This is a genomic window from Dyadobacter sp. CY343 (assembly GCF_021390335.1).
GTDB lineage: Bacteria > Bacteroidota > Bacteroidia > Cytophagales > Spirosomataceae > Dyadobacter.
Genome location: NZ_JAJUXK010000001.1, coordinates 1013103 through 1039098, shown reverse-complemented (window position 1 = coordinate 1039098; position 25996 = coordinate 1013103). Strand labels below are relative to the sequence as shown.

At 48.3% G+C, this 25996-nt stretch carries 21 protein-coding genes; 10 read left to right on the top strand and 11 right to left on the bottom strand.

Annotated elements, in window-relative coordinates; genetic code table 11:
* Positions 1-100: 100 nt before the first annotated feature.
* The 4 genes from LZG94_RS04330 to LZG94_RS04315 all read left to right on the top strand — a co-directional run bounded on the left by LZG94_RS04330 (position 101) and on the right by LZG94_RS04315 (position 7471).
* Entirely contained in the window at positions 101-1138 is a 1038-nt protein-coding gene (locus LZG94_RS04330; protein WP_233790712.1) for a FecR family protein, read from the top strand.
* A gap of 244 nt (positions 1139-1382) precedes the next feature.
* Positions 1383-4667: a TonB-dependent receptor gene (locus tag LZG94_RS04325; RefSeq protein WP_233790711.1), complete on the top strand. Its 3285-nt coding sequence runs from the start codon at positions 1383-1385 to the stop codon at positions 4665-4667.
* 33 nt (positions 4668-4700) lie between these two features.
* Positions 4701-6194 carry a RagB/SusD family nutrient uptake outer membrane protein gene (locus tag LZG94_RS04320; protein WP_233790710.1) on the top strand — a complete coding sequence of 498 codons (1494 nt, stop codon included), beginning with the start codon at positions 4701-4703 and terminating at the stop codon, positions 6192-6194.
* A 110-nt stretch (positions 6195-6304) separates the two neighbouring features.
* On the top strand, positions 6305-7471 hold the full coding sequence (locus LZG94_RS04315; protein WP_233790709.1) for a VCBS repeat-containing protein: 1167 nt from the start codon (positions 6305-6307) through the stop codon (positions 7469-7471).
* 15 nt (positions 7472-7486) lie between these two features.
* On the opposite strand, the gene LZG94_RS04310 is transcribed toward LZG94_RS04315, so the two are convergent.
* The 3 genes from LZG94_RS04310 to LZG94_RS04300 all read right to left on the bottom strand — a co-directional run bounded on the left by LZG94_RS04310 (position 7487) and on the right by LZG94_RS04300 (position 11252).
* The gene (locus LZG94_RS04310) at positions 7487-8683 is read right to left on the bottom strand and encodes a cytochrome-c peroxidase (protein WP_233790708.1); all 1197 of its coding nucleotides are present in this window, start codon (positions 8681-8683) and stop codon (positions 7487-7489) included.
* Positions 8684-8751: 68 nt separating this feature from the next.
* A complete protein-coding gene (locus tag LZG94_RS04305; RefSeq protein ID WP_215235799.1) occupies positions 8752-9429 on the bottom strand; it encodes a TrkA family potassium uptake protein in 678 nt (225 codons plus the stop codon).
* Between the two features lie 11 nt (positions 9430-9440).
* Entirely contained in the window at positions 9441-11252 is a 1812-nt protein-coding gene (locus tag LZG94_RS04300; RefSeq protein WP_233790707.1) for a TrkH family potassium uptake protein, read from the bottom strand.
* Positions 11253-11341: 89 nt separating this feature from the next.
* Here LZG94_RS04300 and LZG94_RS04295 point away from each other — a divergent pair, with 89 nt between their 5' ends.
* Positions 11342-12871 carry a SulP family inorganic anion transporter gene (locus LZG94_RS04295; protein ID WP_233790706.1) on the top strand — a complete coding sequence of 510 codons (1530 nt, stop codon included), beginning with the start codon at positions 11342-11344 and terminating at the stop codon, positions 12869-12871.
* 37 nt (positions 12872-12908) lie between these two features.
* On the opposite strand, the gene LZG94_RS26455 is transcribed toward LZG94_RS04295, so the two are convergent.
* From LZG94_RS26455 to LZG94_RS04280, 3 genes are read right to left on the bottom strand one after another with little or no spacing between them, the layout of a single operon-like run.
* The gene (locus LZG94_RS26455; RefSeq protein ID WP_233790705.1) at positions 12909-13622 is read right to left on the bottom strand and encodes a T9SS type A sorting domain-containing protein; all 714 of its coding nucleotides are present in this window, start codon (positions 13620-13622) and stop codon (positions 12909-12911) included.
* 55 nt (positions 13623-13677) lie between these two features.
* The gene (locus LZG94_RS04285; RefSeq protein WP_233790704.1) at positions 13678-14955 is read right to left on the bottom strand and encodes a hypothetical protein; all 1278 of its coding nucleotides are present in this window, start codon (positions 14953-14955) and stop codon (positions 13678-13680) included.
* A 14-nt stretch (positions 14956-14969) separates the two neighbouring features.
* Positions 14970-15323: a hypothetical protein gene (locus tag LZG94_RS04280; protein WP_233790703.1), complete on the bottom strand. Its 354-nt coding sequence runs from the start codon at positions 15321-15323 to the stop codon at positions 14970-14972.
* Between the two features lie 189 nt (positions 15324-15512).
* Between LZG94_RS04280 and LZG94_RS04275 the strand changes: the two genes are divergently transcribed.
* A complete protein-coding gene (locus LZG94_RS04275; RefSeq protein WP_233790702.1) occupies positions 15513-15776 on the top strand; it encodes a hypothetical protein in 264 nt (87 codons plus the stop codon).
* Positions 15777-15869: 93 nt separating this feature from the next.
* Positions 15870-16262, top strand: coding sequence for a response regulator (locus LZG94_RS04270; RefSeq protein ID WP_233790701.1), 393 nt, complete (start codon positions 15870-15872; stop codon positions 16260-16262).
* Positions 16263-16299: 37 nt separating this feature from the next.
* On the opposite strand, the gene LZG94_RS04265 is transcribed toward LZG94_RS04270, so the two are convergent.
* The gene (locus tag LZG94_RS04265) at positions 16300-17388 is read right to left on the bottom strand and encodes a Gfo/Idh/MocA family protein (protein WP_233790700.1); all 1089 of its coding nucleotides are present in this window, start codon (positions 17386-17388) and stop codon (positions 16300-16302) included.
* Between the two features lie 261 nt (positions 17389-17649).
* Between LZG94_RS04265 and LZG94_RS04260 the strand changes: the two genes are divergently transcribed.
* Entirely contained in the window at positions 17650-18249 is a 600-nt protein-coding gene (locus LZG94_RS04260) for an SRPBCC domain-containing protein (RefSeq protein ID WP_233790699.1), read from the top strand.
* A 79-nt stretch (positions 18250-18328) separates the two neighbouring features.
* Here the strand turns inward: LZG94_RS04260 and LZG94_RS04255 are convergent, their stop codons facing one another.
* Together LZG94_RS04255 and LZG94_RS04250 are read right to left on the bottom strand one after the other, a co-directional pair.
* Entirely contained in the window at positions 18329-18595 is a 267-nt protein-coding gene (locus LZG94_RS04255; RefSeq protein WP_233790698.1) for a hypothetical protein, read from the bottom strand.
* 32 nt (positions 18596-18627) lie between these two features.
* Positions 18628-18789, bottom strand: coding sequence for a hypothetical protein (locus LZG94_RS04250; protein ID WP_233790697.1), 162 nt, complete (start codon positions 18787-18789; stop codon positions 18628-18630).
* A 118-nt stretch (positions 18790-18907) separates the two neighbouring features.
* Here LZG94_RS04250 and LZG94_RS04245 point away from each other — a divergent pair, with 118 nt between their 5' ends.
* Positions 18908-19876, top strand: coding sequence for a nucleoside hydrolase (locus LZG94_RS04245; protein ID WP_233790696.1), 969 nt, complete (start codon positions 18908-18910; stop codon positions 19874-19876).
* Between the two features lie 89 nt (positions 19877-19965).
* Here LZG94_RS04245 and LZG94_RS04240 read toward each other — a convergent pair whose 3' ends face one another.
* On the bottom strand, positions 19966-20919 hold the full coding sequence (locus LZG94_RS04240) for a lysophospholipid acyltransferase family protein (protein WP_233790695.1): 954 nt from the start codon (positions 20917-20919) through the stop codon (positions 19966-19968).
* Positions 20920-21196: 277 nt separating this feature from the next.
* On the opposite strand from LZG94_RS04240, the gene LZG94_RS04235 reads away from it, so the two are divergent.
* The gene (locus tag LZG94_RS04235) at positions 21197-23284 is read left to right on the top strand and encodes a hypothetical protein (RefSeq protein ID WP_233790694.1); all 2088 of its coding nucleotides are present in this window, start codon (positions 21197-21199) and stop codon (positions 23282-23284) included.
* 147 nt (positions 23285-23431) lie between these two features.
* Here the strand turns inward: LZG94_RS04235 and LZG94_RS04230 are convergent, their stop codons facing one another.
* A complete protein-coding gene (locus LZG94_RS04230; RefSeq protein WP_233790693.1) occupies positions 23432-25855 on the bottom strand; it encodes a TonB-dependent receptor in 2424 nt (807 codons plus the stop codon).
* Positions 25856-25996 lie beyond the last annotated feature (141 nt).

Here is a 25996-nt window from a genome sequence, read left to right as displayed (position 1 = left end):
GTAAGCGAGAATACGTATAAACTTTCAAGGAAAAGTTTATACGATTTGCGGTGTATCGTCATTTTTCAGTCTTACTAGAAAGGCCCCCATTCCACTCTCTATGAGCAAAAAAAACTTCTACCAATTACTTGATCGCTACCGCGCAGGAAACTGTACCGACCAGGAAAGATCGCTCGTGGAGCAATGGTTTGCAACGCTGGACGAAGAAGTACCTCAGCGTAGTACCCAGGAAAATGCGGCGATCGAAGAAAGGATCTGGAATGCGATCCTGGCCAATCAGGAAATAGAGCCCGAAACGCCTGTTCGCACCTTCCAGCTCTGGAAGTGGGCAGCGGCGGCTGTGCTTGTTCTGGGAATCGGATTTGCTTCGTTTAAGGTTTTCCTCAAAGAATCTGACCCGGTAACCGCCACTGCCAGCAACCAGCCGGATAACCTGGTAACCTATTTAAACCGAAACGCCAGTCCTGAAAATATCACCCTGCCCGACGGCTCGGTACTGCTGCTTTCACCCGGAACAAAAATCTCCTACCCTGCCGAACTCGCCGGCTCCAAAAGAGAAGTGTATTTAATGGGAAAAGCGTTCTTCAATGTATCCCACGATGCTGAAAGGCCATTTTTTGTACATACCGGCGAAGTCGTGACCAAGGTACTCGGGACCAGCTTTTGGGTAGAAGGAAGTAATAACAACAGCGCGATTGAAGTGTCGGTTGTGACCGGGAAAGTATCGGTTTCCAAAAAATCTAACGGGCCTGACGAAGCCAATAGCAAGATCAAAGACGGGGTGATACTCACTGCCAACCAGCGCGTGAAGTATTCGCACGAAACGCATGCATTTGAGACCGGCCTTGTGGCTAATCCCCAGCCTGTTACCAGCAGCGCGAAGGGAGTTGCTGCGCCGGAGTCATTTGTATTCCAGGACACTCATTTTATTGATGTGATTGAAAAACTGGAAAAATCTTTCGGTGTGGAGATTATCCTTGACAACGATGCAATGCGCTATTGCCTTTTTACAGCCGACATTACCCAGGAACCATTATTTACCAAACTGGACCTGCTGTGTGCTGCGGTGAATGCAACGTATGAAGTGCGCGGCACACGGATTCTGATCAGCGGAAACGGTTGCCCGCCGCCCAGGTAAGCAGCAGATTTTTACTAAATAAAAAAAAGAGCCGAACGTGTTACCAGCACTTTCGACTCTCTAAGATTTCCCCTCTCTCCCCGGCATTTGGAAGACGTCAAAGGAGCGAGTGGGGCTTTGTTCAACCTTTTCACAGTCCTAAACAAAACATGTAAAAGTAATGAAAAACCGAATACGTCTCCATCCTCTATTGATTCATATTATGAGGATCAGCTTCTTACAGTCTGTTCTAGCTTTTTTGACAATGACCCTTGCCTACTCGCACAGCGGGCATTCACAGGATTTACTGGATCGCTCGGTCACGATCCAGCTGGAAAACACGCAGGTAAGCAAGGTACTCGCGCGCATTGAACAACAGGCCAATGTGAGATTTGTGTACAGTTCCAATACCATTGGTGCCAGCAGGAAGGTGAGTGTAAATGCAGTGAACCTGCGCCTTTCCGAAGTGCTGAACCTGACTTTAAAACCACTTAATATCAATTACAAGATTGTAGGGGGGCAGATCATGCTGCAAAACCAGCCCGCAGAAACTGCGCCTGCACCTGCACAGCCGGAGGAAATAAAGTCTACCGAGAGAAAGGTTTCAGGTAAAGTATCCGATTCAAAAGGTGCGCCGCTGCCCGGCGTGAGCATTGTGGTAAAGGGCACGCAGCAGGGTACCAGCAGCGACGCCGACGGTGCTTTTTCGGTGGTGGTGGCCGATGATAATGCAAGTCTGATCTTTTCTTTTGTGGGTTATATCAGTCAGGAAGTGGCGGTGGGCACGCAATCGACGATTGATATCGCATTGATAGAAGATGAAAAATCGCTGGACGAACTTGTGGTCGTTGGTTATGGAAAACAATCCACGCGCCAGCTTTCGAGCTCGGTTTCGACAGTGAGCGGCAAAGACTTCGCCGACCTGCCGGTTTCGCAGTTTTCCCAAAAACTACAAGGTAAACTTGCCGGTGTGCAGATCTCACAAACGACCGGTACACCCGGCGCCGGAATGGCGATCAGGATACGCGGCGCGGCTTCGATCACAGCCGGTGCTGACCCGCTTTATGTAGTGGATGGTAACCCGATCGTGGGCGGCATTGCGAATATCAACCCGAATGAAATTGAGTCGATCAGTGTATTGAAAGATGCATCAGCGACTGCATTATATGGTTCCAGAGCGGCGAATGGGGTGGTTTTGATTGAAACAAAAAAAGCAGTTCCCGGAAAAACGCGCATTGATTACAGTACTTATATCGGCGCCCAGCAAGTACCGCAACGCGGCCGGCCGGATATGATGAATGCGCAGGAATTTGCGACCTGGCGGAAAGAAATGGCGGAGGAAAGAGGCTTGCCCGTTGATCCCGTTTTTCAAAACCCACAACAATATGGCGAAGGTACAGACTGGTACGACGCGATCACGCGCACGGCACTGATGCAGGACCACAGCCTGAGCCTGAGCACAGGAACAGAGAATTTCAGTACTACTGCCACAGCCGGCTTTTTACAGCAGGATGGAGTCATATTGGGTTCGGGTTATAAAAGATATTCGCTGCGTGTGAATACCAATTTCCGCCCGCACGAAAAGCTGAATATCGGTATTAACATCGCACCGACGTATACCACCGATTCCAATACGGGCGTCGACGGCGTGGGTAGTATTGTGAACGAAACGCTGCAAACTTCGCCACTGGCGCCACTGAGAAATCCGGACGGATCACTTACGCTTACTGCCACTTCGCCGGGTATGTTCCCGACTCCAAACTATGCGAGGACGCTGACAGATCGCGTGGTCGACAACAGCGAAACGCGCATTCTAGCCAATCTTTTTGCGGAATACCAGATCACAAAAGCGCTTTCTTTTAAAACCTCGGCCAATATCGACAAAGGCGACGGACGAAGTTTTGCATTCAATGGACTAACTACCGGCGCAAGAGGTACCGGGTTGTACAAAGTGCCGTTTTCCAGCCTTAATCAATCCAAATACTTATCGTGGGTAAATGAAAATATCCTGACGTTCCAGAAGAACTTCGGCGAGCACAACTTCGACGCGATCGGAGGATTCACGGCGCAGCGGTTCCGGCAGGATGCGAGTGCGATCAACGGAAATAATTATCCCGATGATAAGGTGAAAACGCTCGCCGCAGCGGGTACTGTCACCGCCAACAGCAGCATTCAGGAATGGAGCCTGCTTTCTTATCTGGCTCGGGTTAATTACAATTATAAAGGTAAATATCTGCTCTCGGCTTCTATCCGCCGCGACGGTTCTTCCCGCTTCGGGACGCGCAACCGCTGGGGTAACTTCCCTTCCGTTTCTGCGGGCTGGATTTTGAGTGAAGAGACTTTTATGTCTGATATTCAAACCATTTCTTTCCTGAAACTCCGCGCGAGCTGGGGTGTGGCGGGTAACTTCAATATTGGTAACTATACCCATATTCCGACGATCTCTACTGCAAATTATGTATTCGGGAAAACGGTTGCAGGCGGTCGCCGCGTGGATAACCTGGCAGATCAGGGTATTGGCTGGGAAAGCAACGAGCAGTTCAATATCGGCCTCGACCTGAATTTGTTCAAAGACCGTATCAATTTTACCTATAACTATTACCGCAAAAACACGAGCGACCTGCTTTTCAATGTGCGTGTTCCGCGGGCTTCCGGCTTTGGAAATATCCAGACGAATATCGGCGAGCTGCGTTTCTGGGGACATGAATTTTCTTTGAATACTGTGAATGTGCAGAACAGCGCACTGAGATGGACGACCGATTTTAATATCTCATTTGACCGCAACAAGGTGACTTCAATGGGTACGAAAACCAACGAGCTCATCACAGGTTCGGGCAGCGGGCTTATTGGTGGCGACCACGTGACGCGCGTTGGCTACCCGATCGGAATGCTTTATGGGATGCAGCACGAGGGTGTTTACAAAAACCAGCAGGAATACGACAGCTCGCCCAAACACAGCACTTCGCAGGTAGGTACCGCCAAGTTCAGGGACGTGAATGGCGACGGGATCATTACCGTAGACGACGCGACAATCATTGGTAACCCGCACCCGGATTTCATTTTTGGTATGACGAATAATGTGTCCTACAAAAACTTCGACTTCTCGCTCACGCTATCAGGTACTTATGGAAATGATGTGGTACGCGGTGCGGAACAGACACTGACCAACCTCGACGGGGTATTCAATGTATTGGCGAATGTGAAAGACAGATGGAGATCGCCTGAAAACCCGGGCAGCGGCCGGTATGGAAGCCTGGAAGCAGGTACCACTTACCTGGAACGCGACTGGTGGGGAAGCCAGATGATGTATGATGCGAGCCACATTTCGATCAATAACATTACGCTGGGTTACACGATCCCGCTTAAAAGCAACGCCGCGATCAAGAGACTCCGGGCTTATGCGAGCATCCAGCAAGCGCACATTTTCACCAAATACCCGGGCGCCAACCCGCAGGTGAGCCTCAGTCAGAGCACGACAGGTTTAGGGATCGACGGCGGCTCTTACCCTGTGCCCCGCACCTATTCACTTGGCTTCAACGTTGGTTTTTAAATTTTTGGACATCATCATTAAAATACGAAGGTCATGAAATCAAAGACCCTATCAGCAATATTTGTCATATCCGTGGTACTCGGCTCGTGCAGCGATTTTTTAAATATAGAACCTCAGAATGCAGTAGTACCATCCAACTTTTTCGAATCTGAATCAGATTTCAAACAGGCTGTCGACGGTACTTATGCGCCTTTGCAGGCACTTTATAATAATGAATCGGGCTGGGCGATGGGCGAAATGCGGTCGGACAATACCCATTTCTTTTACAATATCGATTACCGCTCCCCTATTCCGGAAGAGATCGATGAGTTTGTGAACGGTTCGGAAAACTCGATCACAGCGGCCAAGTATTATTCCAATTTCGACATGATCGCTAGGGCTAACCAGGTGCTCGCACTGATCGACGATTCAGGTCTGGCCCCAGCAGTTTTGGCTAATTTTAAAGGGCAGGTCCTTTTCCTGCGTGCATTGGCCTATTTTGATCTGGTCAGATATTACGGCGGCGTTCCGCTGCACCTGGAACCGGCTTCCGACCTGGGTACTGCCTCCCTGCCGCGCGCGTCGGCAGAGCAGATCTACGCACAGATCATTTCGGATGCGACCCAGGCCAGCGAACTTTTACCCAACAAAGCAACGCAGGAACCGGGCAGAGCTACTTCCGGAGCGGCATTTACGCTTTTAGCTGATGTTTACCTTAATCAAAAAAACTGGGCTGCGGCGGAAGCTGCGTCAGCAAAAGTGACAGGATATTCACTGCTGGCAGATTATGCTTCCGTTTTTGATCCGAACAATAAAAACAATGCGGAATCTGTCTTTGAAGCGCAGTATCTGGAAGGTACCACACTGGGTTTGCATAGCTATTTCCCGTACTATTTCATTCCGCTGACAGTCAATCACGCACAGTTCACCAAAGGCCCGACGGGCTCGCAAACCGCTCCCGGCTCCGGCTGGAACACACCGACGGAAGACCTGCTGGCGACTTACGAGGACCGCACGAAAGACAAGCGTTTCAATGCGTCGATCGGTTTTATCACCGGCCCGTCGCAGGTTTCGGATACCAGTTATGTGAATTTGCCTTATATCAAAAAATACCAGTACCCGCATTCGATTTATGGTCAGACCAACCAGAATTTCCCGGTGTACCGATATGCAGAAGTGCTGCTGATGCAGGCCGAATCAGCCAACGAACAGGGTAAAACTGCCGATGCAGCGGGTTATCTCAACCAGGTGCGCAAGCGAGCGGGACTCGCGGATTCGCCTGCGAAAGACCAGGCTGCATTGCGGGCTGCGATCCTGAAAGAGCGCCGCGTAGAGCTGGCTTTCGAGAACAAACGCTGGATCGATCTGGTAAGAACGGGGAATGCGATTGCAGTGATGAATGCTTACGGCGCGAAACTGAAAGCAAACCCGGCTTACTATTACCTGACCGCGGCGACTTACAATCTCGATCAGAACAAATTGCTTTTCCCTATTCCTTTTCTTGAAATACAAGTAAACCCCGATCTGCAACAAAACCCGGGCTATTAATAGTCGGGCGACTTATTTCCTAAACCCTGAACCCGGCGGCGGGGACCAACTGGTTCCTGCCGCTTAATTTATCAACTGAAATCATTCCATTATCACCTAGCCCAATTACTATGCATTTATTAAAAAACACCTGTTGCTTTCTGCTCGTTGCCAGCGCTTTTGGAGCCAATCAGAGTCAGGCGCAGGACGTGAAAGGTCAGACGCCGCTCCGCTTTGAAAAGAAAATGATCGCGTCGGAAAGCTTTGAATCGGTAGCGGTTTTCGACGTCAATAATGACGGTAAGCTGGATATCGTTTCGGGTTCATATTGGTATAAAGGCCCTGAGTTTTTCGACCGGGCTTACCTGGGCGATGTAAAACGGCACGGCGAATATTGGGACGAATTTCTGACCGTACCGATGGACGTGAACGGCGATGGAAAAATGGATATTGTGACCGGCGGCTGGTTCAACAAATCGCTGCTGTGGCGCGAGAATCCGGGAAATGACAAACCGTGGACCGACCATTTGATCGACGAAACCGGAAATGTTGAAACCGGACAGGCGTGGGATATTGACAATGACGGCCAGCTTGAAATTGTGCCGAACAACCCCAATCAGCCCCTGAAATTTTACAAACTGGAAAGAGACCAGAGCGGAAAAGGTACCGGCAAATTCACCAAAGTTCAGATCGCCGACAAACAGGACCACGGACTTGGTTTCGGGGATATCAATGGCGACGGACGGGGCGATATTATCATCAGTACCGGCTGGCTGGAAGCGCCCAAGAATGTAATGAAAGACAAATGGATCGCGCACAACGATTTCAATTTTGGCGACGCGAGTGTGCCTATTGTTGTGGCTGATGTAAATGGCGATGGAAAAAATGACGTGATCGTGGGCCAGGCGCATAGTTACGGGCTGCATTGGTATGAGCAAAAGAAAGATGCTGCCGGCAAGATCAGTTGGGCAAAACATAGCATTGATCCCTATACTTCGCAATTTCACTCGATGGCGTGGGTGGATCTGGACGGCGACGGCGTGAAGGAACTGATGACCGGAAAACGGTATCGCGCTCATAATGGCGGTGATCCGGGCGAAAAGGACCTGGTAGGTTTGTATTATTACAAATGGAATGGCGAGGCATTTGTGAAGCAGATCATTTCACACGGACCTTATGGCGTAGGCAAGGGAATAGGCGTTTATTTTGATATCGCCGACTTGACCGGAAGCGGCAGAAAAGATATCATCGTGGCCGGAAAAGACGGGCTGGCGGTATTTTTCAATAGGGGAAACTGAAATATTCAGTTTCTGTCACATCCCCGAAACAGGCAGCCCGCTGGGTACTTTTTCGGGGATACTTTTGTCAAAAGATTCGTCGTTGAGGGAATTGAGGAACTCTACGATGCGGTCAATATCCTTGAATTTCACATTGATCTGGCTCACAAGCGAATCCATCTGGTACATTTCCACTTTCGGGTTTTCGATCTTTCCGCCGGTGAGGTCTTCGTAAAAAAGCATAACCTGATCCAGCGTTTTGAATGCCCCGCTGTGCATGTAAGGACTTGTGTAGCGCAGGTTACGCAAGGTAGGTGTGCGAAATCCGTAGTTATTGTCGCCGCCCGCGTCGGTTTCGGGCCGGTTGGGTGTGTCGGGTACGCCGAGGGTATGCAGCTTGAAATCCGAGAACATCGGACCGGAATGGCATTTGGCGCAGCCGGCTTTCAGAAATAAATTCAGTCCTTCTTTTTCTCCCGTGGTCAGCGCGCTGCTGTCACCCCGCATATACTGGTCGAAGCGGGAATTATTGGCGATGAGCGTTCTTTCGTACGACGCGATCGCTTTGGCCAGGTTACCTGCATTGACAGGATCACTTTGCCCGCCGAATGCGGCTGCGAACAGGTTGCGGTATTCGGGGATCGCCTTGATCCTTTTCACGATATCATCCACCACCTTATCCTCTTCGTAACCGTGCCCGCGCATTTCTTCAAATGTACGTATCGGAAAAAGTGCCTGCTCTTCCAGACCTCTGGTTCGCAAGTCCCAGAACATTGCCGCCGAATCGGGATGATAGGGTTCTCCATTTCGAATGCCGTTGAATGCGACGTTCAGGATACTTTGTGAATTTCTTTTGACGAAAGGAATATCGTTCGGGTCGAGGAAAAAGCGTTTTGATCCTCTTCCCATTCCACCCACTCCTATTGAAGTTTCGAGGAACTCGGCATAGCTGAACTCTGGCTGGTGGCAGGTGGCGCAGGCTACGTCTTTACTTCCGGATAAAATAGGATCAAAAAACAGGAGGCGACCGAGCTTCACTTTCTCAGGACTGGTTGGATTTCCGGGCGGATCAGTTACATATTTTGGCAATGCGCCAAGGTCGGCGAGGGATTCAATTTTCGGCTTACGCTTTGGTTTTGAAGATTCCTGATTACTGCCGCACGCCCAACCCAACAAAGCCAGCGCTATGAACAGCAGCAGAGAAAACTTAGAAAATTTAAAAAGACCAACCATACCAACCGCCGGGAACCAAAATCCTGAATATATATTTCTAAGACCCGGGTGGGCAGTTTTTAACCATTTCAGTGCATCAGTTTTTCAATATCCTTCAATTCACCAAACAATACCAGCACTTCATTCTCGCGCATGACCGTATTTGGCGTGGCAATGCCGGAAGCTCTTTTGAATATTCTTGCCAAACCGTTTTCAGAACCTTTTGAGAGTGTTAATACCGTGAGTACGATCACATTATACTGGTTTGTGAGGTCGGCTTCGGCAAGTGTTTTGCCAATGTAGCGGGCAGGTACTTTGGTTTCAATAATGCTGTATTTGTCCGAAACCTTGAAAGAATCGACGATACCCGAATTGTCGAGCCGCATGGCGAGCCTTTCTGCGGATTCTTCTTCTGGCAGGATGTATTCTTCAATGTCCATCGCTTCCAGTACCGTTTTTTGCAGATCGGAAACTACCCGGCCGATGATCTTTTTTACACCCAACTGTTTCAATAATGCAGTCGCCAGCAGGGACGAACCTTCATTTTCCCCGATCGCGACGATCACCGAATCCGCGTCGCGCAACGGGAGCGAGCTTACTGCACTTTTATCGGTACAGTCCATGCACACCGTGTGCGTGATCCGGTCTTTCAGCTGCTCCACTTTCTGCATATTGTTATCGACGCCGATCGTTTCGTGGCCCAGTTCCGTGAGCCGGGTCGCGAGGGATTTACCAAAACTTCCCAGTCCTAATATGATGTATTTCATTGTGTTCGGTTTTAAAAATTCATTTGTTCTTCTGGCAGCTGGTAATTTTTCGGCTTCGCTTTCCGCACGAATGCGACGAGCAGGGTGAGCGACCCTACCCTGCCGACAAACATAGTCAAAATGATCACCAACCGGCCCGCGTTGCTCAGCTCAGGCGTAACGCCCAGACTGAGGCCAGTAGTACTGTAAGCGGAAAATGTCTCAAATGCGAGCGAAAGCAGGTTTTTGTCCGGGTCAGTAATAGAGAGCATGAATATGGCCAGACCCAGAAAAATGAGCGAAAGCGAAATGATACCCAGCGCCCGGGAAACGGAATTGTCAGAGACTTTTCTACCGAAAACCTCAATCCTGTCCTTACCCCTTGCCAGACTGAGGATATTGAGCGTCGCTACGGCAAAAGTGGTCACTTTAATTCCACCGCCCGTCGAGCCCGGCGCTGCTCCGATCCACATTAATAGAAGGATCAGCATAACTGTCGGAAAAGCCAGTTCACTCATCATTACGGTATTAAAACCTGACGAGCGTGGACTGGTACCTATAAATAATGCAGTCACAAATTTCCCAAAGTAACTTTCATGCTGCAAAAGCGTGTGGTTGAATTCCAGGATAAAAACGACGATCAGTCCGAAAAGTATCAGGAAGAAAGTAGTGTAGGCGATTAACTTCGAATTGAATGCGATCACGCCCGCCCGGTGCGAAAAATGCCGCCCGAACCTGACTTTGTGGTAGATATTCAGACCCCATCGCCTGATGAATTCATAGGAATTAAAAATAATACCAAACCCCAGCCCGCCCATTACATAAAGCATGATCACAGAAAGCTGCAATTCATAGTTGAAACGGAGGGCCTCATTGTGCAGTCCATTGGGCACCGTGGAAAAACCTGCATTACAAAAAGCATTAACTGCGTGGAAAACGGTGAAATAAAGTTGCTCCGCGCTGCTTTCAAAAGTATCGGGATCGAGGCTCAGGTAAATGAGCACGCCGCCCACGATCTCAAAGAAAAAGGTTACTAAAATGATCTTATATAGTGTTGAAATAACGGAACTGACCTTGTTTTCGCCAATCAGTTCGGTAAACATCAGCTGGTTTTTATACGAAAAACCTCCTGAAAAAAAGTAGCCGAAAAAGCCTGTAAATGTCATAATCCCCAGCCCGCCGATCTGCACCAGGATGAGCATGATCATTTGACCGAACCGCGTGAACTCAGACGCAATATCAACAACCGACAAGCCCGTAATGCAAACCGCGCTCGTGGCGAGAAAGAGCGCATCCACGAAATTGAGCTGCTGGTTGTGAGTGGATTTAGGTAAAAGTAAAAGCGCCGTGCCGATCAGGATCAGAAGCAGGAAACTAAGAACAAAAAGCAGCGTGGGGTTGAAATAGAACTGGTCGAAAAAGAGCGTTTGTTTTGAGATCTCTATTATAAAAATGGCGAAAATACCCAGGAACATCCATTCTGGTTTCACGAGCTCGGTACCATCCTTTCCTGCAAAATAGTAGCTGTCGGCCACGATCACTCCCACAAAATAGAGGAACAGGATCGCCTCCCCGACCCGGGCTATGACCGACGATTTGCTTTTAAATGCGGTGACGGTTTTTACACAAAGCGCGAGTGCAAAAAAGAGAAAACACCATTCGAGAATGCGGTTGGTTTGCCGCTCGATATCCGTATTGGTATTGTAACCCAGGTGAAAAATGATCACAATGCAACATAGCAAGCTCATTCCCAGCAGGATATAGTCCAGCAATTTACGCAGATACCTTACTTTTTCATCCATTCCATTGCGGGAAGCTAGTTTGTGACGGTTGTTTCTGCGCAATAATACGATGAATGTTTTGTCATCGCCACTATTCCGGCTTCCTTTGAATTCGGAAAATACATTCCGCCCGAATCCATGATAGTCCTGTAATGAAAGGTTACTTGAATTTTTTTGATTTTACGCAAAAGATAGATTATAAAACTGAAATTCTCGCCGGCCTCACGGTCGCGATGACCATGATGCCCGAGTCGCTTTCTTTCGCGATTCTGGCCGGTTTGCCGCCGTTGGTGGGTTTGTATGCTGCATTTATCATGGGTTTGGTCACTGCTATTTTCGGAGGCCGGCCCGGGCTGATCTCCGGCGGCGCAGGTGCCACGGTGATCGTGCTGATCGCATTAATGCAGTCGCATGGTATTGAGTATGTTTTCGCGGCTGTGGCGCTTGCCGGGGTTATGCAGATATTGGTAGGGGTTTTTAAACTGGGCAAATTTGTCCGGCTCGTGCCGCAGCCCGTGATGTATGGTTTCGTGAACGGGCTCGCTGTCGTCATTTTCATGTCGCAGCTGGAACAATTTAAAACGGTAGTGAACGGAGAAACAACTTGGCTTACCGGCACCCCGCTGCTCATTATGGCCGCACTGGTGCTGCTCACGGTGGCGATCATCGTATTGTTGCCAAAATTCACCAAAGCGATCCCGCCTTCACTCGTCGCGATCCTGGTCGTTTTTGCAGTCGTCTGGGGTTTTAATATTGATACCAAAACAGTACGGGATATTGCGTCGGTCGGCGGCGGGTTTCCTCCATTCCACATTCCGCAGGTACCTTTGAACCTTGCTACCCTGCAAATTATCTTTCCCTACGCACTGATCATGGGCGGCGTGGGACTAACGGAGGGACTATTGACACTCAATCTTGTTGACGAGATCACTGGCACGCGCGGGAATGGGAACCGGGAATGCATTGCCCAGGGAAGTGCGAACATTCTGAACGGTTTTTTCTACGGAATGGGCGGCTGCCCGATGATCGCCCAAACGCTGGTCAACCTTTCGGCCGGGGCCCGCGCCAGGTTGTCCGGTATCATCGCTGCATTAACGATCCTGACAATTATCCTTGTCGCCGCGCCGGTGATCGAGCTGGTCCCGATGGCCGCATTGACGGGAGTAATGATCATGGTGGCGATTGGTACGTTCGAATGGATCAGTTTCAGGATCATCAATAAAATGCCCAAACAGGATGTATTCGTAGGGATACTGGTCGCTGCGATTACGATTTACCTGCATAACCTTGCGCTGGCTGTACTGATCGGCGTGATTATTTCGGCACTTGTGTTCGCCTGGGAAAGCGCGAAAAGGATCCGCGCGCACAAGTCTGTGGATGCAAACGGCGTCAAAACCTACAAGATTTACGGACCGCTTTTCTTTGGTTCCGTGGCTGCATTCAGCGAAAAGTTTGATGTAGCAATAGATCCACAGGAAGTGATCATCGATTTTTCCGAAAGCCGCGTTGCAGATATGTCGGGTATTGATGCATTGAACAAGATCACCGGCAGATACCAGAAAGCTGGTAAAAAAGTCCTTTTAAAACACCTCAGCCCCGATTGCCGCCGGCTGCTCCGCAATGCGGGTGATGTTATTGAGGTAAATATTATTGACGATCCTACATATCCGGTTGCGATTTAAACGGCCAGATAAAGAATCTGGCTGGTTATCAACTATTTTATTCCAGAACAATCCTGATCTGCTCCGGCTTCTGCCCCGAGTTCTTGCCCGGAATAATGTGCACATAATAGATACCTCTGGGCAGGTCACTTACACGAAACGCTATCTTATCACCGTCCTGAAAGCCCCTGTTCTCAAAAACTTCCCTGATAGATACCGACCTCACCGGCACGGTCGAATGCCCGGAATACAAGTGGATCTGCTCGGGTAACGCGTGAAGACTTTCGGCATGCTCGAATTCGATCGTCACCAGGTCTTTGGCAGGGTTGGGATATACTTTACTCCCGGCAAAGCAATTGTCTATACAAATGGTCGTTCCGGTCGTGGCAGCCCCGCAGGTATTGGTCATACTAAGTGTCAATCCGTAACAGTCTGGTGTAATGCTAAAAAAAGAGGCACTGCCATTTGCAAAATCACTTAGAGAAGCATTCGGGGCATTTCCGCTGGTGACAGACCACTTCATATTCGTAGGATTGCCTTTCATAGTCGCTACCACGAGCTGGCTCGTACCTGCACACTTGTCTGGTGCATTGATGGCAATATTTGTTGCGACAGGCTTGCCGACACTGATGGCTTTTGTCAGCACCAGCTTTCCGCAGCCTCCCGAGACTGTCGCCGTCAGGGTAACATTTCCATGAAAATTCCCGACACGCGCGGCAGCGCCTCCATTGCTGATGGTAACCCCGGCGGCATTGCTGCTTACCCACGCCACGGTAGAGCCAGCTGGCAGATTTGCAATCGTGTAAGTGGCATTCGGACAAAGGTGATCAGGGCCGCTGCCAAATGTTGCCCCCAGTGATTCTATGCTGCATTATGGCTCCCCAGATGTCGCTCAACCCTTCATTGAAAGCTCCTTGATCTCCCGAGTTCCCCCATCCGATCTGAAAATCGGTAATACCATGCCCGTATTCATGTGCAACAACATCGACACTTGCCATTGGCCGGTAAACGGTAGCGCCGTCACCGAAGACTAAGGATTTTACAGCTGCCGCCCACCCCGCATTGTTTCTTGCGATGTCAGTATTACCGTATCGGATATACGCATTGATTGGAAACCCCGCGCCAGCAACTGGATCGTTAAAACTATTGACGGCATGTACGGTATTTAGTCGATCATAGATCTTTTGCAATGCCCAATGAATGTCGAGCCCCATGTCATTTTCATTGGCAGCATGTTCTGCCGCAGTCCATATATTATCGTTATCTAGCAGTTCAACACTGGCGTCAAAATCAAAACTTCCCTGCATGTTCCAGGTATGTATAACAGCGCCCCTGGTTTCATCCAAAAGGCGGTATTTAAGCCCGTCTTTGTCCGTGCTCCCCGTTCTGGCCCCGCTGTACCGGGTAGCAAAGTTGCCATTTGCAGGAGTTAATGCACGTTTCAGGTCGGGGGTGGTCGTTTGAATTGTCTTCGGCTGAATGCCTTTAACGTGTGGTGAGCTATGCGAAAAAATAGGCTCTGTCGCTAACACTTCTCCCGTTTTGGCATTTACATACCCAATTTCATCATTCACTGGAGCGTTGCTGCGCAGGTAAATTTCGAATACCAGATAAGCAGTACTGTCTGCCGACGCGATTTCCTTCACCAGCAGCTCCGAAGTGAAGCCAGAGATTTCGCTGGCAGGTATTTGCTTGTAAGCTGCAAACAGTTCTTTCGCTCTTTCCGAATTAATCGATGGTACTATGTCCAGGTTTCCAATTTTAACAAAATGACCGTGTGCGTAAAATAGCTTTCCCTTTTTGTAGTGAAAGTTATATCCTGCCCCATCCACTTTTATGCCTTTATAAAATTGGTCGAAGTGGTCGTCGGTATTTCCAGGGCTTCGCTCCTTGTCGTTTGCTTTTTCAAAACGATCGTCGGCGGTGATCTTTAAATACTGCCTCATAAATTCCTGATCAGTAGGGCTTGGTGCATTATCCGAGAATTCCATCGCCTGGATAATGCCATCTTTGTCTGTCAAAACGGTTGGTACCGGTTTCGACTGCTGCGCTTTGGCCAGCATCGGTAATGCCAAAATCATGGCAGAGAGTAACTGATTTTTCATAGTGTGCATTTGTTTTAGCGAATTCGCTTGTACTTTGAAACACTTAATATTGATGTCGCATATTCTATATTCAGTTTTAATGTGTCAGCCTGAAACTCATAGCTAAAATAAGCTGATCCAATATGAAGGAATGAGTCAATCCAATACTTATGTTTCATTGTGCTCTTTGGACTATAATTGTGAGTTAACAATACACTATCCTCCATAAATTCTATGTAACCGGTGGGAGGATCGATAGGTGGCTGGTACTCGCCATTCCCGACATAAAACTCCTCCCATTTCCCCAGAATAGCCTGATGAGGATCGATCTTGTCTTTCTTGCAGCCAGCAAGGAACAGGATCAGTGCGAAAGCGATAAGTTGTTTCATGAGTTTCCGGATGATTTACGGATGTTGTGTTCGCCCCGTAATCGAAGCGATAGAACCCTTTAGACGTCCGACTCTTCAGATGGTCACATTTTTTTTAAAATTTATTTTACTATCACTCCCCATCTAGCCTTATGCATTCGTGGTACGCTTTTTTAGTAAGCGTCCAAACATTAATCATCAACAACTACTATGAAAGATTTAGCGAATGCCGGACACGGCGAGGGGAAAGTTGCAAAAGCAATTGAAGAACAAACTTCTAAATTACCGTCTGACCTATTTCTGTGGGCAGCAGTGGGAGCAATAGGTGTTTCTCTTGGACTTAAAATTATGGGACATAAACACAATGCCCTATTTGTAGGACAATGGCCGGCTCCTTTCCTGTTATTGGGACTTTACAACAAGATCGTCAAATTGCAGGGGCACGATCAGGAAGAAAATCTGGATGAATATTGATCACCGAATCAATATTCAAAATCAAAAACAGGTGCTGACGAGGTACCTGTTTTTGATTGCCCCAGTTTACATAAAAGATAGAAACAACACTATATGAGTAACAAGAGACTTTTTGTAATGATCGACGATGATACGGATGATCATGAAATATTCAAGATGGCACTCGACGACTTGGGTAGGTCCGTTGACTGTCTGTTCTTTTCTGATTGTGAGTCTGCAATCAATTATTTCAGTAAACCCGCGGCTTCTACTCCCGGCTATGTTTTTATAGATCTTAGCCTGCCAAGGATTGCTGGCGACCGCTGTTTACAGGAATTACAGAAACTGAAAGAATTTGACCACCCTTGTATCGTGGTTTATTCCACTTCTATCCCCCAGGAATGGCAATCGAGGCTTTCTAATCTGGGTGTAGATAAGTTTATAGAAAAGACATTTTCAGTACCTAATCTCGTGGATGAGATCCGGCACCTGACCGAAGCTGATTAAAAGGAGCGCACTTTGGACGCTCCTTTTTAATGATAAACTAGATCTTAACACTTTTACCGGAAGCAACAGATTTATAAATCGCCTCCACTACCCTGATATCCCGCAAACCTTCTTCTCCCGGCGCGATCAGGTCGGTATTGTTTAGAATTGCCAGCGCATCTTCATCCATTTGCTTCGCCTGCTGACTTTTAATCGGGAAGTTGATCACCGTACCGTCAGACATGCTACCCTTATTCCCATTATAACCCGAATGCGGCTCCATTTTCAGCCAGCCTTTTTCGTAATTGACTTGAAGGTGGTTCATATTAGTACCAAAACTAGTCTGGCAAGCCGCGCGTGCACCACTAGGGAAATCCAGCATAAACATCATCGTTTCCTCTACTTCCTTGTAAATTTCCGGCCGGGTGGTTGACGCCTGCGCAATCACGCTAATCGGCTCCTCACCGGTTGCGAGCCGCGCTCCCTGCAATGCATACACGCCCATATCCCCCATTACGCCTCCGCCCAGTTTTTTATTTTGCTTCCAATGCGTTGTCCGGTTGTCCACATACCCGGCTGCGCTGTTCACCATTTTCACTTTCCCGAATTTCTGCTCTTTCGCTACTTTCATGTAAGCCTGAATATTCGGATCGTGCTGGCAGCGGTAGCCTATTGCCAGCTTTACCTTATTGCTTTTGCATGCTGCGATCATCGCCTCACAGTCGGCGACGGAAGGTGCCATCGGTTTTTCGCAAAACACGTGCTTACCGGCTTTCGCTGCGCGCACTACAAACTCACGGTGCATAGAAGGCGGCAATACCACGTACACAATATCGATGTCGGGATTGTCCGCGATCTTATCAAAGTTCTCATAGGTGTAAATATTCTTCTCAGGAATATTGTACTTGGTTTTCCACGTTTCCGCCTTTGCCGGTGTTCCGGTCACAATTCCTGCGAGGTAGCATTTCTCGGTAAGTTGCAGAGCGGGAGCCAGCAGGTCGGTGCTATAATAGCCTAGTCCCACAAGCGCGACACCCAGTTTTTCTTTTTTGGGAGAAGTTGCCGCCAGCAGGGAAATGCCCGGGAACAAAGTAGCCGCGCCGGCCAGGGTCAGTGAGGAAAGGAATTCACGCCGTTCTAGTATCATAGTCTGTTTGAATATTTTAAAAATAGTAATATCAAAGTTTATCAGCAAGCAACTGAAAACGCTTTTCGAATCGCCTCAGCTAATTAATACTAAACTCGGCGACAATGCATATTTACTTTAAAACGGACCTTCTTATTCGCTACAAATGTGAGGTCGCTTTTTGACCCGCAAGAAAACAACCTTTCCGCGGCATAGTTATTATGACAATGCGACGCATAACGCGGTGAGCGTAATCAACAAACTAAAAATTGAAAAATGGAAATGGATCAGAACAGTAATGTGCTTGAAATAGAGCGTGGCTTTGATGTCGATGTAGCGACACTTTTCGCTGCGTGGACCGAAGCTGAGCACTTGAAAAAATGGTGGAAGCCAATGGGAGAAACGATCACCGGCGTGAAGAATGAGCTGCGTGAAGGCGGGGCCGTGGAATATTACGTGGGAGATGCGGATTTGGAGATAACCGGCACATACAGCGAAGTGGTACCCGGCGAAAAACTTGTTTATACGTGGGTTTGGAATATGAATGATGAAGGTTCGGAAAGCGGTTATACCTTGCATATTGCATTCACTACGGAAGGTGAAGGAAGCAGGCTGCGGGTAGTACAAGAAGGATTTTCGGGTCCGGAGTTCCTATCTCCACATCAGGAAGGCTGGGAAAAAGGACTGAATGATCTGGCCAGTTACCTCTCCTCCAATGGAGACAATACAGAATCGGCCAAATCGCAGGAAGCTGAAAGTGAAACCAGTACTTCAGAAAATGCGAACCAAGCAGAAAATGCGCACCAAATTGAAGCAGAAGCCGCGGACCAGTCAGGCGGCTACGACGGACTGCCCGAGCAAGCGAAAGTTGGGGGCGGTTGATATATTGATTTTAACCTATGATATTATGAAATCGCCTGCGCTAGTTACTTTCAGCGCAGGCGATTTTTGTACAACAGGATCAGGATCTGTATGCTGTATCTCTGACGAGTTTCTTACCAAACTTACCGACGTCTACGTAATCATCCTCACCGATCACACCCCGCTCGATCCATTTAGAAATGACCTGTGTCGTAACACCATATTTATCTGCATATTGAGCGATTGTCAGCCAGTCACTCAATTCAAGCACTTTTCCCTCACTCACCAGGAATTCCTTTCCTGCATTGATCAACTGATCGGCCCTTTTGAGAAGCTCATCCACGTTAGTTTTTTCCGCTGTATTCATTGTTGATCTGTTTTCTAAAACTTCCACTTCCCCTATTCTTCCAATTTTCGCACAATTTCCAACAGGTAACTCAGCCTTTCAAGTAGTCCGTCAATCTGCACCTCCGTTAAACCGGCATCTTCCGAATCCCTGAGTGCTTGTCTGACTGCTGCAATTTCCATTCTGAGTTCAAATATCAGTTGTCTTTTATCCATCGATGATAGTGGTGTATTTTATAAAGGTAATAATCGACACGTTACGTGTCAAGTGTTAACCGAAAATTGGTAGGTTTGAAGAAAGGCAAGCGAAATGCATACGTCATAACAATCACCCATGATCCGACTCTTCCTAATCTTCCTCTTATTTTTTGTATTACCCAAAAAGCCTATTAAAGTACCTGCAAACCGACCCCCCGTCTCTGTGATACTGGACACGGATATGGATTCGGATGTGGATGATGTGGGCGCTTTGGCGATGCTGCATGCGTATGAGCGACAGCAAAAAGCGCGGATACTGGGGATTATCGTTACCAGCGATGATCAATTCAGCGCGCCTTGTACCGATGCGATCAATGTGTGGTTTGGAAGAAAAGATATTCCGATCGGTGTGAGCCAGAAAGATTCGCTGCGGGTGTTTTCCAGGTATACTAAACAAATAGCCGCCCAGTTCCCTAACCGTTTGACTTCCAACGCAGAAGCCGGGGATGGCACAGTACTTTACCGGAAATTACTGGCCAATGCGCCAGATGCCAGCGTAGTGATCATTACGATCGGGCATCTCACGAGCCTGGCGAGATTATTGGACTCTGCACCGGACACGATTAGTCCGTTGAATGGCCTGGATCTGGTACGAAAAAAGGTGAAAAGCTGGTCTTGTATGGGCGGACAATTTCCGGAGGGTAAAGAAGCAAATTTCTACCGGCCGGATCCACGGTCAACGATTGAGTGTCTCGCTAAATGGACATTTCCGGTAACATTTGCGGGCTGGGAAGTCGGCAGTCAGATCGTCACCGGCGGCGCCACTTTTAAGGAAAGCTGTGATCTGGAGAGTCCGGTTTACAAAGCCTATTCGCTGTATAATGAGTTTAAAGGCCGGGCCAGCTGGGACCAGATCGCAATATTGGAAGCGATTGAAGGCGCACAACCCTATTTCTCAGTAAAAAAAGACGGACATTGCGAAGTAGCGCCCGACGGAAGCAACAAGTGGGTGGTTCCCGTTAACCGGAAGCAGGGATATTTAACGATTAATCAGCCGGCAGAAAAAATACGCGCGCGAATAGACGAGCTAATGCTAGGCAAATAATTTTCCCAATAATACTGAGGTGATCTATGCGCTGGCAGGAAAGGAGTTAAGATCAACGCACTCAGGAGGGCCGGTTTCAATCATGTTGATCAGGCGACGACGGGGTCCGCTTTTGATAGCGACGCGACAGGTTTCCACCTTTTGTGGGTCCACAGCCAGTAACCGGGGTCGGCTTGAATATCCTGCTCGATCTTCTCGTAATAGGCTTTTGTAATGCTGAGCGGCTCTCCGGCTGCGGGATTTTCGGTGATGAGATGAAAGGTATACTGGTAATGGAACCGCGCGACTTTCTCGCATTGGAGGTAAAGTACCACCGCATTGGAAGCCAATGCAAGCCGCTCAGCGCCAATCTGCACGCTGGTAGTCTGGTGTAAAAACTTCACGCTGTGTTTGGTGCTTCCGGGCGCTGGTCGCTGGTCGGCGATCACGACAAAGAGCGCAGGCTGATCCGGGGACCTCAATGCGGACAAAGCGGTTTTGTAAAAGTTCTTTTTCACGATCACTTCCACCCCCATTTTCGAGCGCATGTTGTGAACCCAACTGTCTATGTGTGCATTAGAAATAGCTGTGTAGGCAGTATAAACTTTGAAGTCGACCTCCCGCGGCAGGTTGATCAGATATTCCCAGTTTCCATGGTGGGAGGCTAACAGAATTACGTGCTTGTTTTCACCATATAACTTGCTTAGCAGTTCCTTGTTTTGATAGGTGGCCAACCTCTTTTTCACATTCGCATTCACGATCGAGAAAAGGACCGGCTCGACAACCAGGTCGCCCAAATGCTTGTAATATACTTTAATGAGCGCCTTTCTTTCGGCCTTTGACTTATCGGGGAATGCATTTTTAAAATTTTCTTCGAGTATCTCACGCCGGTACCGGAGCACAAATCTTGTCGTGAAATAGATGGCAAAAGAAGCAGCGCGGCAGATTATCAGCAGGAAATTCAATCCGATACTCATTTTCGGGACCGATGACATTTGTTGCCGGGATTCCGAAATCTCCCGATCTCGTCCCTCTCCCGGAAAATGTTCAGCACGATCTTTCATATCTTTTAATTTAAATGGCTATCTGACTACTTAACAGGAAGACAACCGTAATCCCTCCCGCCCTACAAAAAAAGTCCGAAAATTTTCAAATCGCACTGGATAAGACGACTTAATGAACTCTCAAATGACAAATCTGACGCGGCAAATATCCGACATTCCATCCAAAAAACGGCCATTTGAGACAATTCCAGCGGTTGTCGGGTCCGCAACCGGGTAAAAGTCACCGGGTTTGAACTTATGCCAGAAAAATTTCATGTCGGAACTGTCGAGACGATTTATGATACGCAGAACTTTATTTCTGATCACTATCCTGCTTGCGGGATCCGTGCAGGCGCGGGCGCAGGTGAAATTGAATACCGACCAGTTTAACCGGAAAAATGAGGCTACCGTCACGAGCCAGAAAGAACTGGTGGAAGTTTCATGGCCGGCCGGTGACGGGAAGTTTGCAAATGTGCAGTTCGATATGTCGCCCGCTAATCCATTGTTTAAACGCATTGCATTAGGCACAAAATCAGACCCCAAAACTGTGTCGGAAGATCTGGATGCCGCTTTTTTGCTGACAGTCGGCAAGCGCGACCTGCTCTCTCAGAATGGGTGGAATATCTTCTTTGACAAAGTCCCCTCCCGCCCCTTTGAAACCTATCCTGTTAAACTAAAAAAGACAAATATCGCTGTCAAAAGTGTGGGCAGCCGCACGGTAGTAACGATCGGCAGCCTCTCGGCCGACCGGTTTTCCGGAGTGCTGGAAGTAACTTTCTACAACGGCAGCCCGCTTTTCAACATTGCTGCTGTGATGTCCACGAAAGCAGAAGCGGCCGCGATCGTGTACGATGCGGGGCTGATAAGCCGGACGGAAAAGTGGAAAAACTTATCCTGGACAAATACAGCAGACCAGATCGAATCAACTCCGGTACAGTATGGTGATTCTGCCAAAAATCTTGCTTTGAAATACAGGACTATTGCTGCCCAGACTACCGGCGGAACACTGGCGGTTTTCCCTGCGCCGCACCAGTACTTTTATCCACTCGACGAAGCCTTTAACCTCAAATTCATCTGGCACGGAAAGGGTTACCGCAAAATGCTGGACGGTTACGGGATCGGGATCCGTCAGGAACTGGAAGGTGACCGGCGCTTTGTGCCGTGGTTTAATGCCCCGCCGGGAACGGAGCAGCGGCTGAATTTCTTCTGCCTTTTGGATAATGCCGGTGGCAAAGAGGCTATTGACGCTGTCAAAAAATTCACAAATGCGGACAAGTATGTCAAGCTGCCGGGATTCAAAACTATGTCGAGCCATTTCCATAACGAGTTCATTATGAATATGGTACTGGCCGGCAAGCCCGTTCCTGAAAAGCCAGAGTTTGTGGAAGTATTCAAGCGGCTGGGTGTTGATATGGTCCATTTGGGAGAGTTTCATTATACCGCCCACCCAAAAGGCCCGGATTCACTTCGGCTGAGGGAGCTGAAAGCACTTTTTGAACAATGCGAGCGGCTTTCTGATCATGAATTTCTGCTGATGCCTGGAGAAGAACCCAACGAGTTCTTCGGCGGGCACTGGATGCAGATCTTCCCCAAACCAGTCTACTGGATCATGTCGCGGAAAAAGGAAACGCCTTATGTGGAGGATAAGCCGGGTTTTGGCAAGGTATATCACATCGGGGATAAAAATGAAATGCTGAAACTGTTGCAGGACGAGCGGGGATTGGCGTGGACAGCTCATGCGCGCACCAAAGGATCGGTGAATACCCCGGACATTTATAACCACGAACCCTTTTTTAAATCCGATCGGTTTATGGGAGCAGCCTGGAAAGCAATGCCCGCCGACCTGTCGCAGCCCCGACTTGGAAACCGCGTGCTGGACCTGCTGGACGATATGAATAACTGGGGGGAAAAGAAAACGGTGATCGCCGAGGCCGACCTCTTCACGGTTACGCAGGAGAATGAAATGTATGCGCACATGAATGTGAACTACCTGATGCTCGACCAGCTTCCCAAATTCAATGAAGGCTGGCAGCCGGTGGTAGACGCGATGCAGCGCGGCAAATTCTTTGCGACTACCGGCGAGGTATTAATGCATGAACTGAAAGTAAACGGAAAATTGTCCGGCGACTCGCTCGCATTGAATGCAGACGGTACAGCTGATCTGCGCCTGAAACTGAGCTGGACTTTTCCGATGAACTTTGTGGAGGTAATATCCGGCGACGGCGAAAAAGTGTACCGCGAACGAATGGACCTGACCAATACCCGCGCATTCGGTGAGCAGCAATTGCAGTTTCGTCCCAGGCTGAAAGGCAGGAAATGGATGCGCGTGGAAGCCTGGGACAGCGCGGCAAACGGTGCTTTCAGTCAGACGTTTTACCTGAAATGATCCGGCTATCCTGTTTTCTGAGTAGCTGCCCTACTTTTTTCTCCTTCAAATCTCCTATTTAAAATCTTCACGCTTCCACTTGCTTCATCACAAAAAAGGCCAGAGGAAACAAATCCACTGACCTTTAACGCAAGCTCTATTGACTGCTTAAAAACTGTAAGTAATGTTCGCAATCAATGCCCGCGGCGTTTGTGGGGCGATCGTTGACCAGCCTTTGTAGTATTCTTTGTTAAATGCATTGTTCAGCTTTACACCAATGCGGTAATTCTCGGCCTGGTAAAAGAGGGATGCATTGGCTACTGTGTAGGCGGGGAGCATGAAGTTGCCGGTAGATGCGTAGTTGATTGCAAACCTCTCACTTGCACCATTAAAGCCTGCGCCGATCCCGAATCCCTGTAATTTCCCGGCTGGAACTTCGTAGTTTGCCCAAGCATTGTAAGTATGTTTTGAGCCGGCGTCGAGTGGACGTCTATTTAAAATTTCGGTATTGTCCGACCTGGTTGTCTTGCTATCGTTGTTGCTATATCCTGCTCTGATATTCAACCCGTTGGCTGGATTTGCATTCAATTCAATCTCAAAACCTTTACTGTAAATTTCACCTCCCTGGATTTTGTTAAAAGGGGACGCTGGGTCTGAGATAACCTGATCTTTGACGCGGATATCGTAATAGCTGATCGTCGCATTCAGCCTGTTTTTGATGATATTCGTTTTGATACCAAACTCGATCTGGTTCGCCTGCTCCGGCCTGAAAGTTTTGATCGTTTGCGGGCCGTCTTCCGGATTCCCTACAAGTGCCGGCGCTACATTTGTAAAACCGTTCTGATAGTTGGCAAAAATCGAAACCTTGTCGATAACCGGCTGGTATAAGATCCCGAATTTAGGCGACAAAGTGGTTTGGTTATAGTCGTCGGCAGCAGTTGCCACGTCACCGACATTATCAAAATGGTCCAGGCGAAGGCCGAGCATAACGGACAGGTTATTGGTTAAATTCAAAACGTCCGAAGCATAAGCGCTGTAAATATTGAATTTCGACTTTGCATTAGAAACAGGTTGAGTCGCCAAAACGGCATCGACAGCCGAGGTAGAAAGCGGGTAAGCCGTAGTTTCAACCTCATCAGGCGTAAAAGGATTATCCCCATTTGCCCCACCCTCAGGCGTTACATTTCCGTAAAATGCGTAACCTGTTCCATTGCTGGTTGAAATAGCTGAAAAATAATCCAGCCCGATCACCACGCGGTTTCTCAACGAACCCAGCCTGAAATCACCGATGAAATTCTGTTGAATATCAGAAGTACCGGTATATTCATTTTGTTTGTTCAAAAACCTCGAATAAGTATCGTTTCCTAATATCCCGTAATCAAACAGATAGGAATAGTACCCTTTCGTCGAAGTGGCGCTTTTTGAGATCAGTGTCTGCGATTCCCACGTATCCGACAATTTGTAGTCCATTTCTACGCGGTAATTCTGGGTAGGGTTTTGCAATGTCAGGTCATTGCTGGTAAACGAAAGCTTGTTGTTGTAATTAAGGTCTTTGATGTTTCTGGCATCCGTGGGCGCACTTCTGTTCAGGAACAGGAACATCGGATTGGTTTGCTCGGCCTGCGTAATCTCGCCATAGAAAGAAAATGACAGGTTATTGTTCACTTTATAAGAAAGCGAAGGCGCTACGAAAAACGACTTTCTAAAACCCGCATCCTGAAAGCTGCGCTCGGTGGCGTAAGAGGTATTCAACCGGAAATACAGGTTTTTCTCTTTATTTAAAGCAGTATTGAAATCTCCTGTAATCTGATTCAATCCAAAAGAACCGGTTGTGTAAGAAAGCTCGCCGCCGGTTCCGACGTAAGGCTTTTTGGTAACCACATTAATCAGTCCGCCATAAGAACTTACAGCATTACCAAACAATGTCGCGGACGGTCCTTTCAATACTTCGATCCGCTCGATATTGGCAGGATTGATCGTACCATTGGTCAAACCAGGCAGTCCATTCACCAGCTTGGGCTGAATTGCGAATCCGCGCAGTGAAAAGTAGCCGGCGCCGTCGCCGCCGCGGCCGGTAGAAGTCCACAGGTTTTCCACTCCGGTTGCATTTTTCAATGCATCATCGAAGTTGGTGATGATCTGGGATTTTAGCAGATAGTTGGTAATCGTGCTGTAAACCTGCGTATTTTCGGAATCGCGCAGCGGCAGTTTGGAAACATAAGCTGTTTTACTTCTGGAAAATTTATTCTCCCGCTCGCCTTCGATCACCACTTCCCGCAAGATCTCGTCGCCCGCATACAGGGTGATCGTTTGCAGATCCACTTCGTTCTGAGCAATCGTGAAGCGCACTTCTTTGGTCTTAAACCCCACCGAAGAAATGGACAATACGAATTCACCGTCGTTGATATTGGATATTTCGAAGTAACCCGATTCGTTGGTCTGGGACCCTGCGCTGGTATTTTTGATCATTACATTGACACCCGGAAGGCCGCTTTTGGCGTTGTCAACTACAATTCCTTTCAGTTTTCCCGTCTGCGCAAAGCATTGGGCTGATAAAAGGAGGCAAATACAGATAGATAGAAGCGGTTTCATTAAACTTATTTAGACAGAATACAAATTGATGCGCAAATGTATTTTGCCAAGAGAACACTTCCTAACTATTTAAAAAATTAAGAGAGATTTAAATGCGGCCTAAACCTACTGCCTGCGGATCGACAGTATTTCAATTCGGTT

What these genes read in the sequence shown, in the direction of transcription:
- LZG94_RS04250 (WP_233790697.1), bottom strand. Translation starts at nt 18,789, where the DNA reads ATGGATAAAAGACAACTGATATTTGAACTCAGAATGGAAATTGCAGCA.
- LZG94_RS04230 (WP_233790693.1), bottom strand. Translation starts at nt 25,855, where the DNA reads ATGAAACCGCTTCTATCTATCTGTATTTGCCTCCTTTTATCAGCCCAA.
- LZG94_RS04235 (WP_233790694.1), top strand. Translation starts at nt 21,197, where the DNA reads ATGATACGCAGAACTTTATTTCTGATCACTATCCTGCTTGCGGGATCC.
- LZG94_RS04310 (WP_233790708.1), bottom strand. Translation starts at nt 8,683, where the DNA reads ATGGTTGGTCTTTTTAAATTTTCTAAGTTTTCTCTGCTGCTGTTCATA.
- LZG94_RS04330 (WP_233790712.1), top strand. Translation starts at nt 101, where the DNA reads ATGAGCAAAAAAAACTTCTACCAATTACTTGATCGCTACCGCGCAGGA.
- LZG94_RS04305 (WP_215235799.1), bottom strand. Translation starts at nt 9,429, where the DNA reads ATGAAATACATCATATTAGGACTGGGAAGTTTTGGTAAATCCCTCGCG.
- LZG94_RS04295 (WP_233790706.1), top strand. Translation starts at nt 11,342, where the DNA reads ATGAAAGGTTACTTGAATTTTTTTGATTTTACGCAAAAGATAGATTAT.
- LZG94_RS04315 (WP_233790709.1), top strand. Translation starts at nt 6,305, where the DNA reads ATGCATTTATTAAAAAACACCTGTTGCTTTCTGCTCGTTGCCAGCGCT.
- LZG94_RS04260 (WP_233790699.1), top strand. Translation starts at nt 17,650, where the DNA reads ATGGATCAGAACAGTAATGTGCTTGAAATAGAGCGTGGCTTTGATGTC.
- LZG94_RS04255 (WP_233790698.1), bottom strand. Translation starts at nt 18,595, where the DNA reads ATGAATACAGCGGAAAAAACTAACGTGGATGAGCTTCTCAAAAGGGCC.
- LZG94_RS04275 (WP_233790702.1), top strand. Translation starts at nt 15,513, where the DNA reads ATGAAAGATTTAGCGAATGCCGGACACGGCGAGGGGAAAGTTGCAAAA.
- LZG94_RS04265 (WP_233790700.1), bottom strand. Translation starts at nt 17,388, where the DNA reads ATGATACTAGAACGGCGTGAATTCCTTTCCTCACTGACCCTGGCCGGC.
- LZG94_RS04285 (WP_233790704.1), bottom strand. Translation starts at nt 14,955, where the DNA reads ATGAAAAATCAGTTACTCTCTGCCATGATTTTGGCATTACCGATGCTG.
- LZG94_RS04325 (WP_233790711.1), top strand. Translation starts at nt 1,383, where the DNA reads ATGACCCTTGCCTACTCGCACAGCGGGCATTCACAGGATTTACTGGAT.
- LZG94_RS04240 (WP_233790695.1), bottom strand. Translation starts at nt 20,919, where the DNA reads ATGAAAGATCGTGCTGAACATTTTCCGGGAGAGGGACGAGATCGGGAG.
- LZG94_RS04245 (WP_233790696.1), top strand. Translation starts at nt 18,908, where the DNA reads ATGATCCGACTCTTCCTAATCTTCCTCTTATTTTTTGTATTACCCAAA.
- LZG94_RS04270 (WP_233790701.1), top strand. Translation starts at nt 15,870, where the DNA reads ATGAGTAACAAGAGACTTTTTGTAATGATCGACGATGATACGGATGAT.
- LZG94_RS04280 (WP_233790703.1), bottom strand. Translation starts at nt 15,323, where the DNA reads ATGAAACAACTTATCGCTTTCGCACTGATCCTGTTCCTTGCTGGCTGC.
- LZG94_RS04320 (WP_233790710.1), top strand. Translation starts at nt 4,701, where the DNA reads ATGAAATCAAAGACCCTATCAGCAATATTTGTCATATCCGTGGTACTC.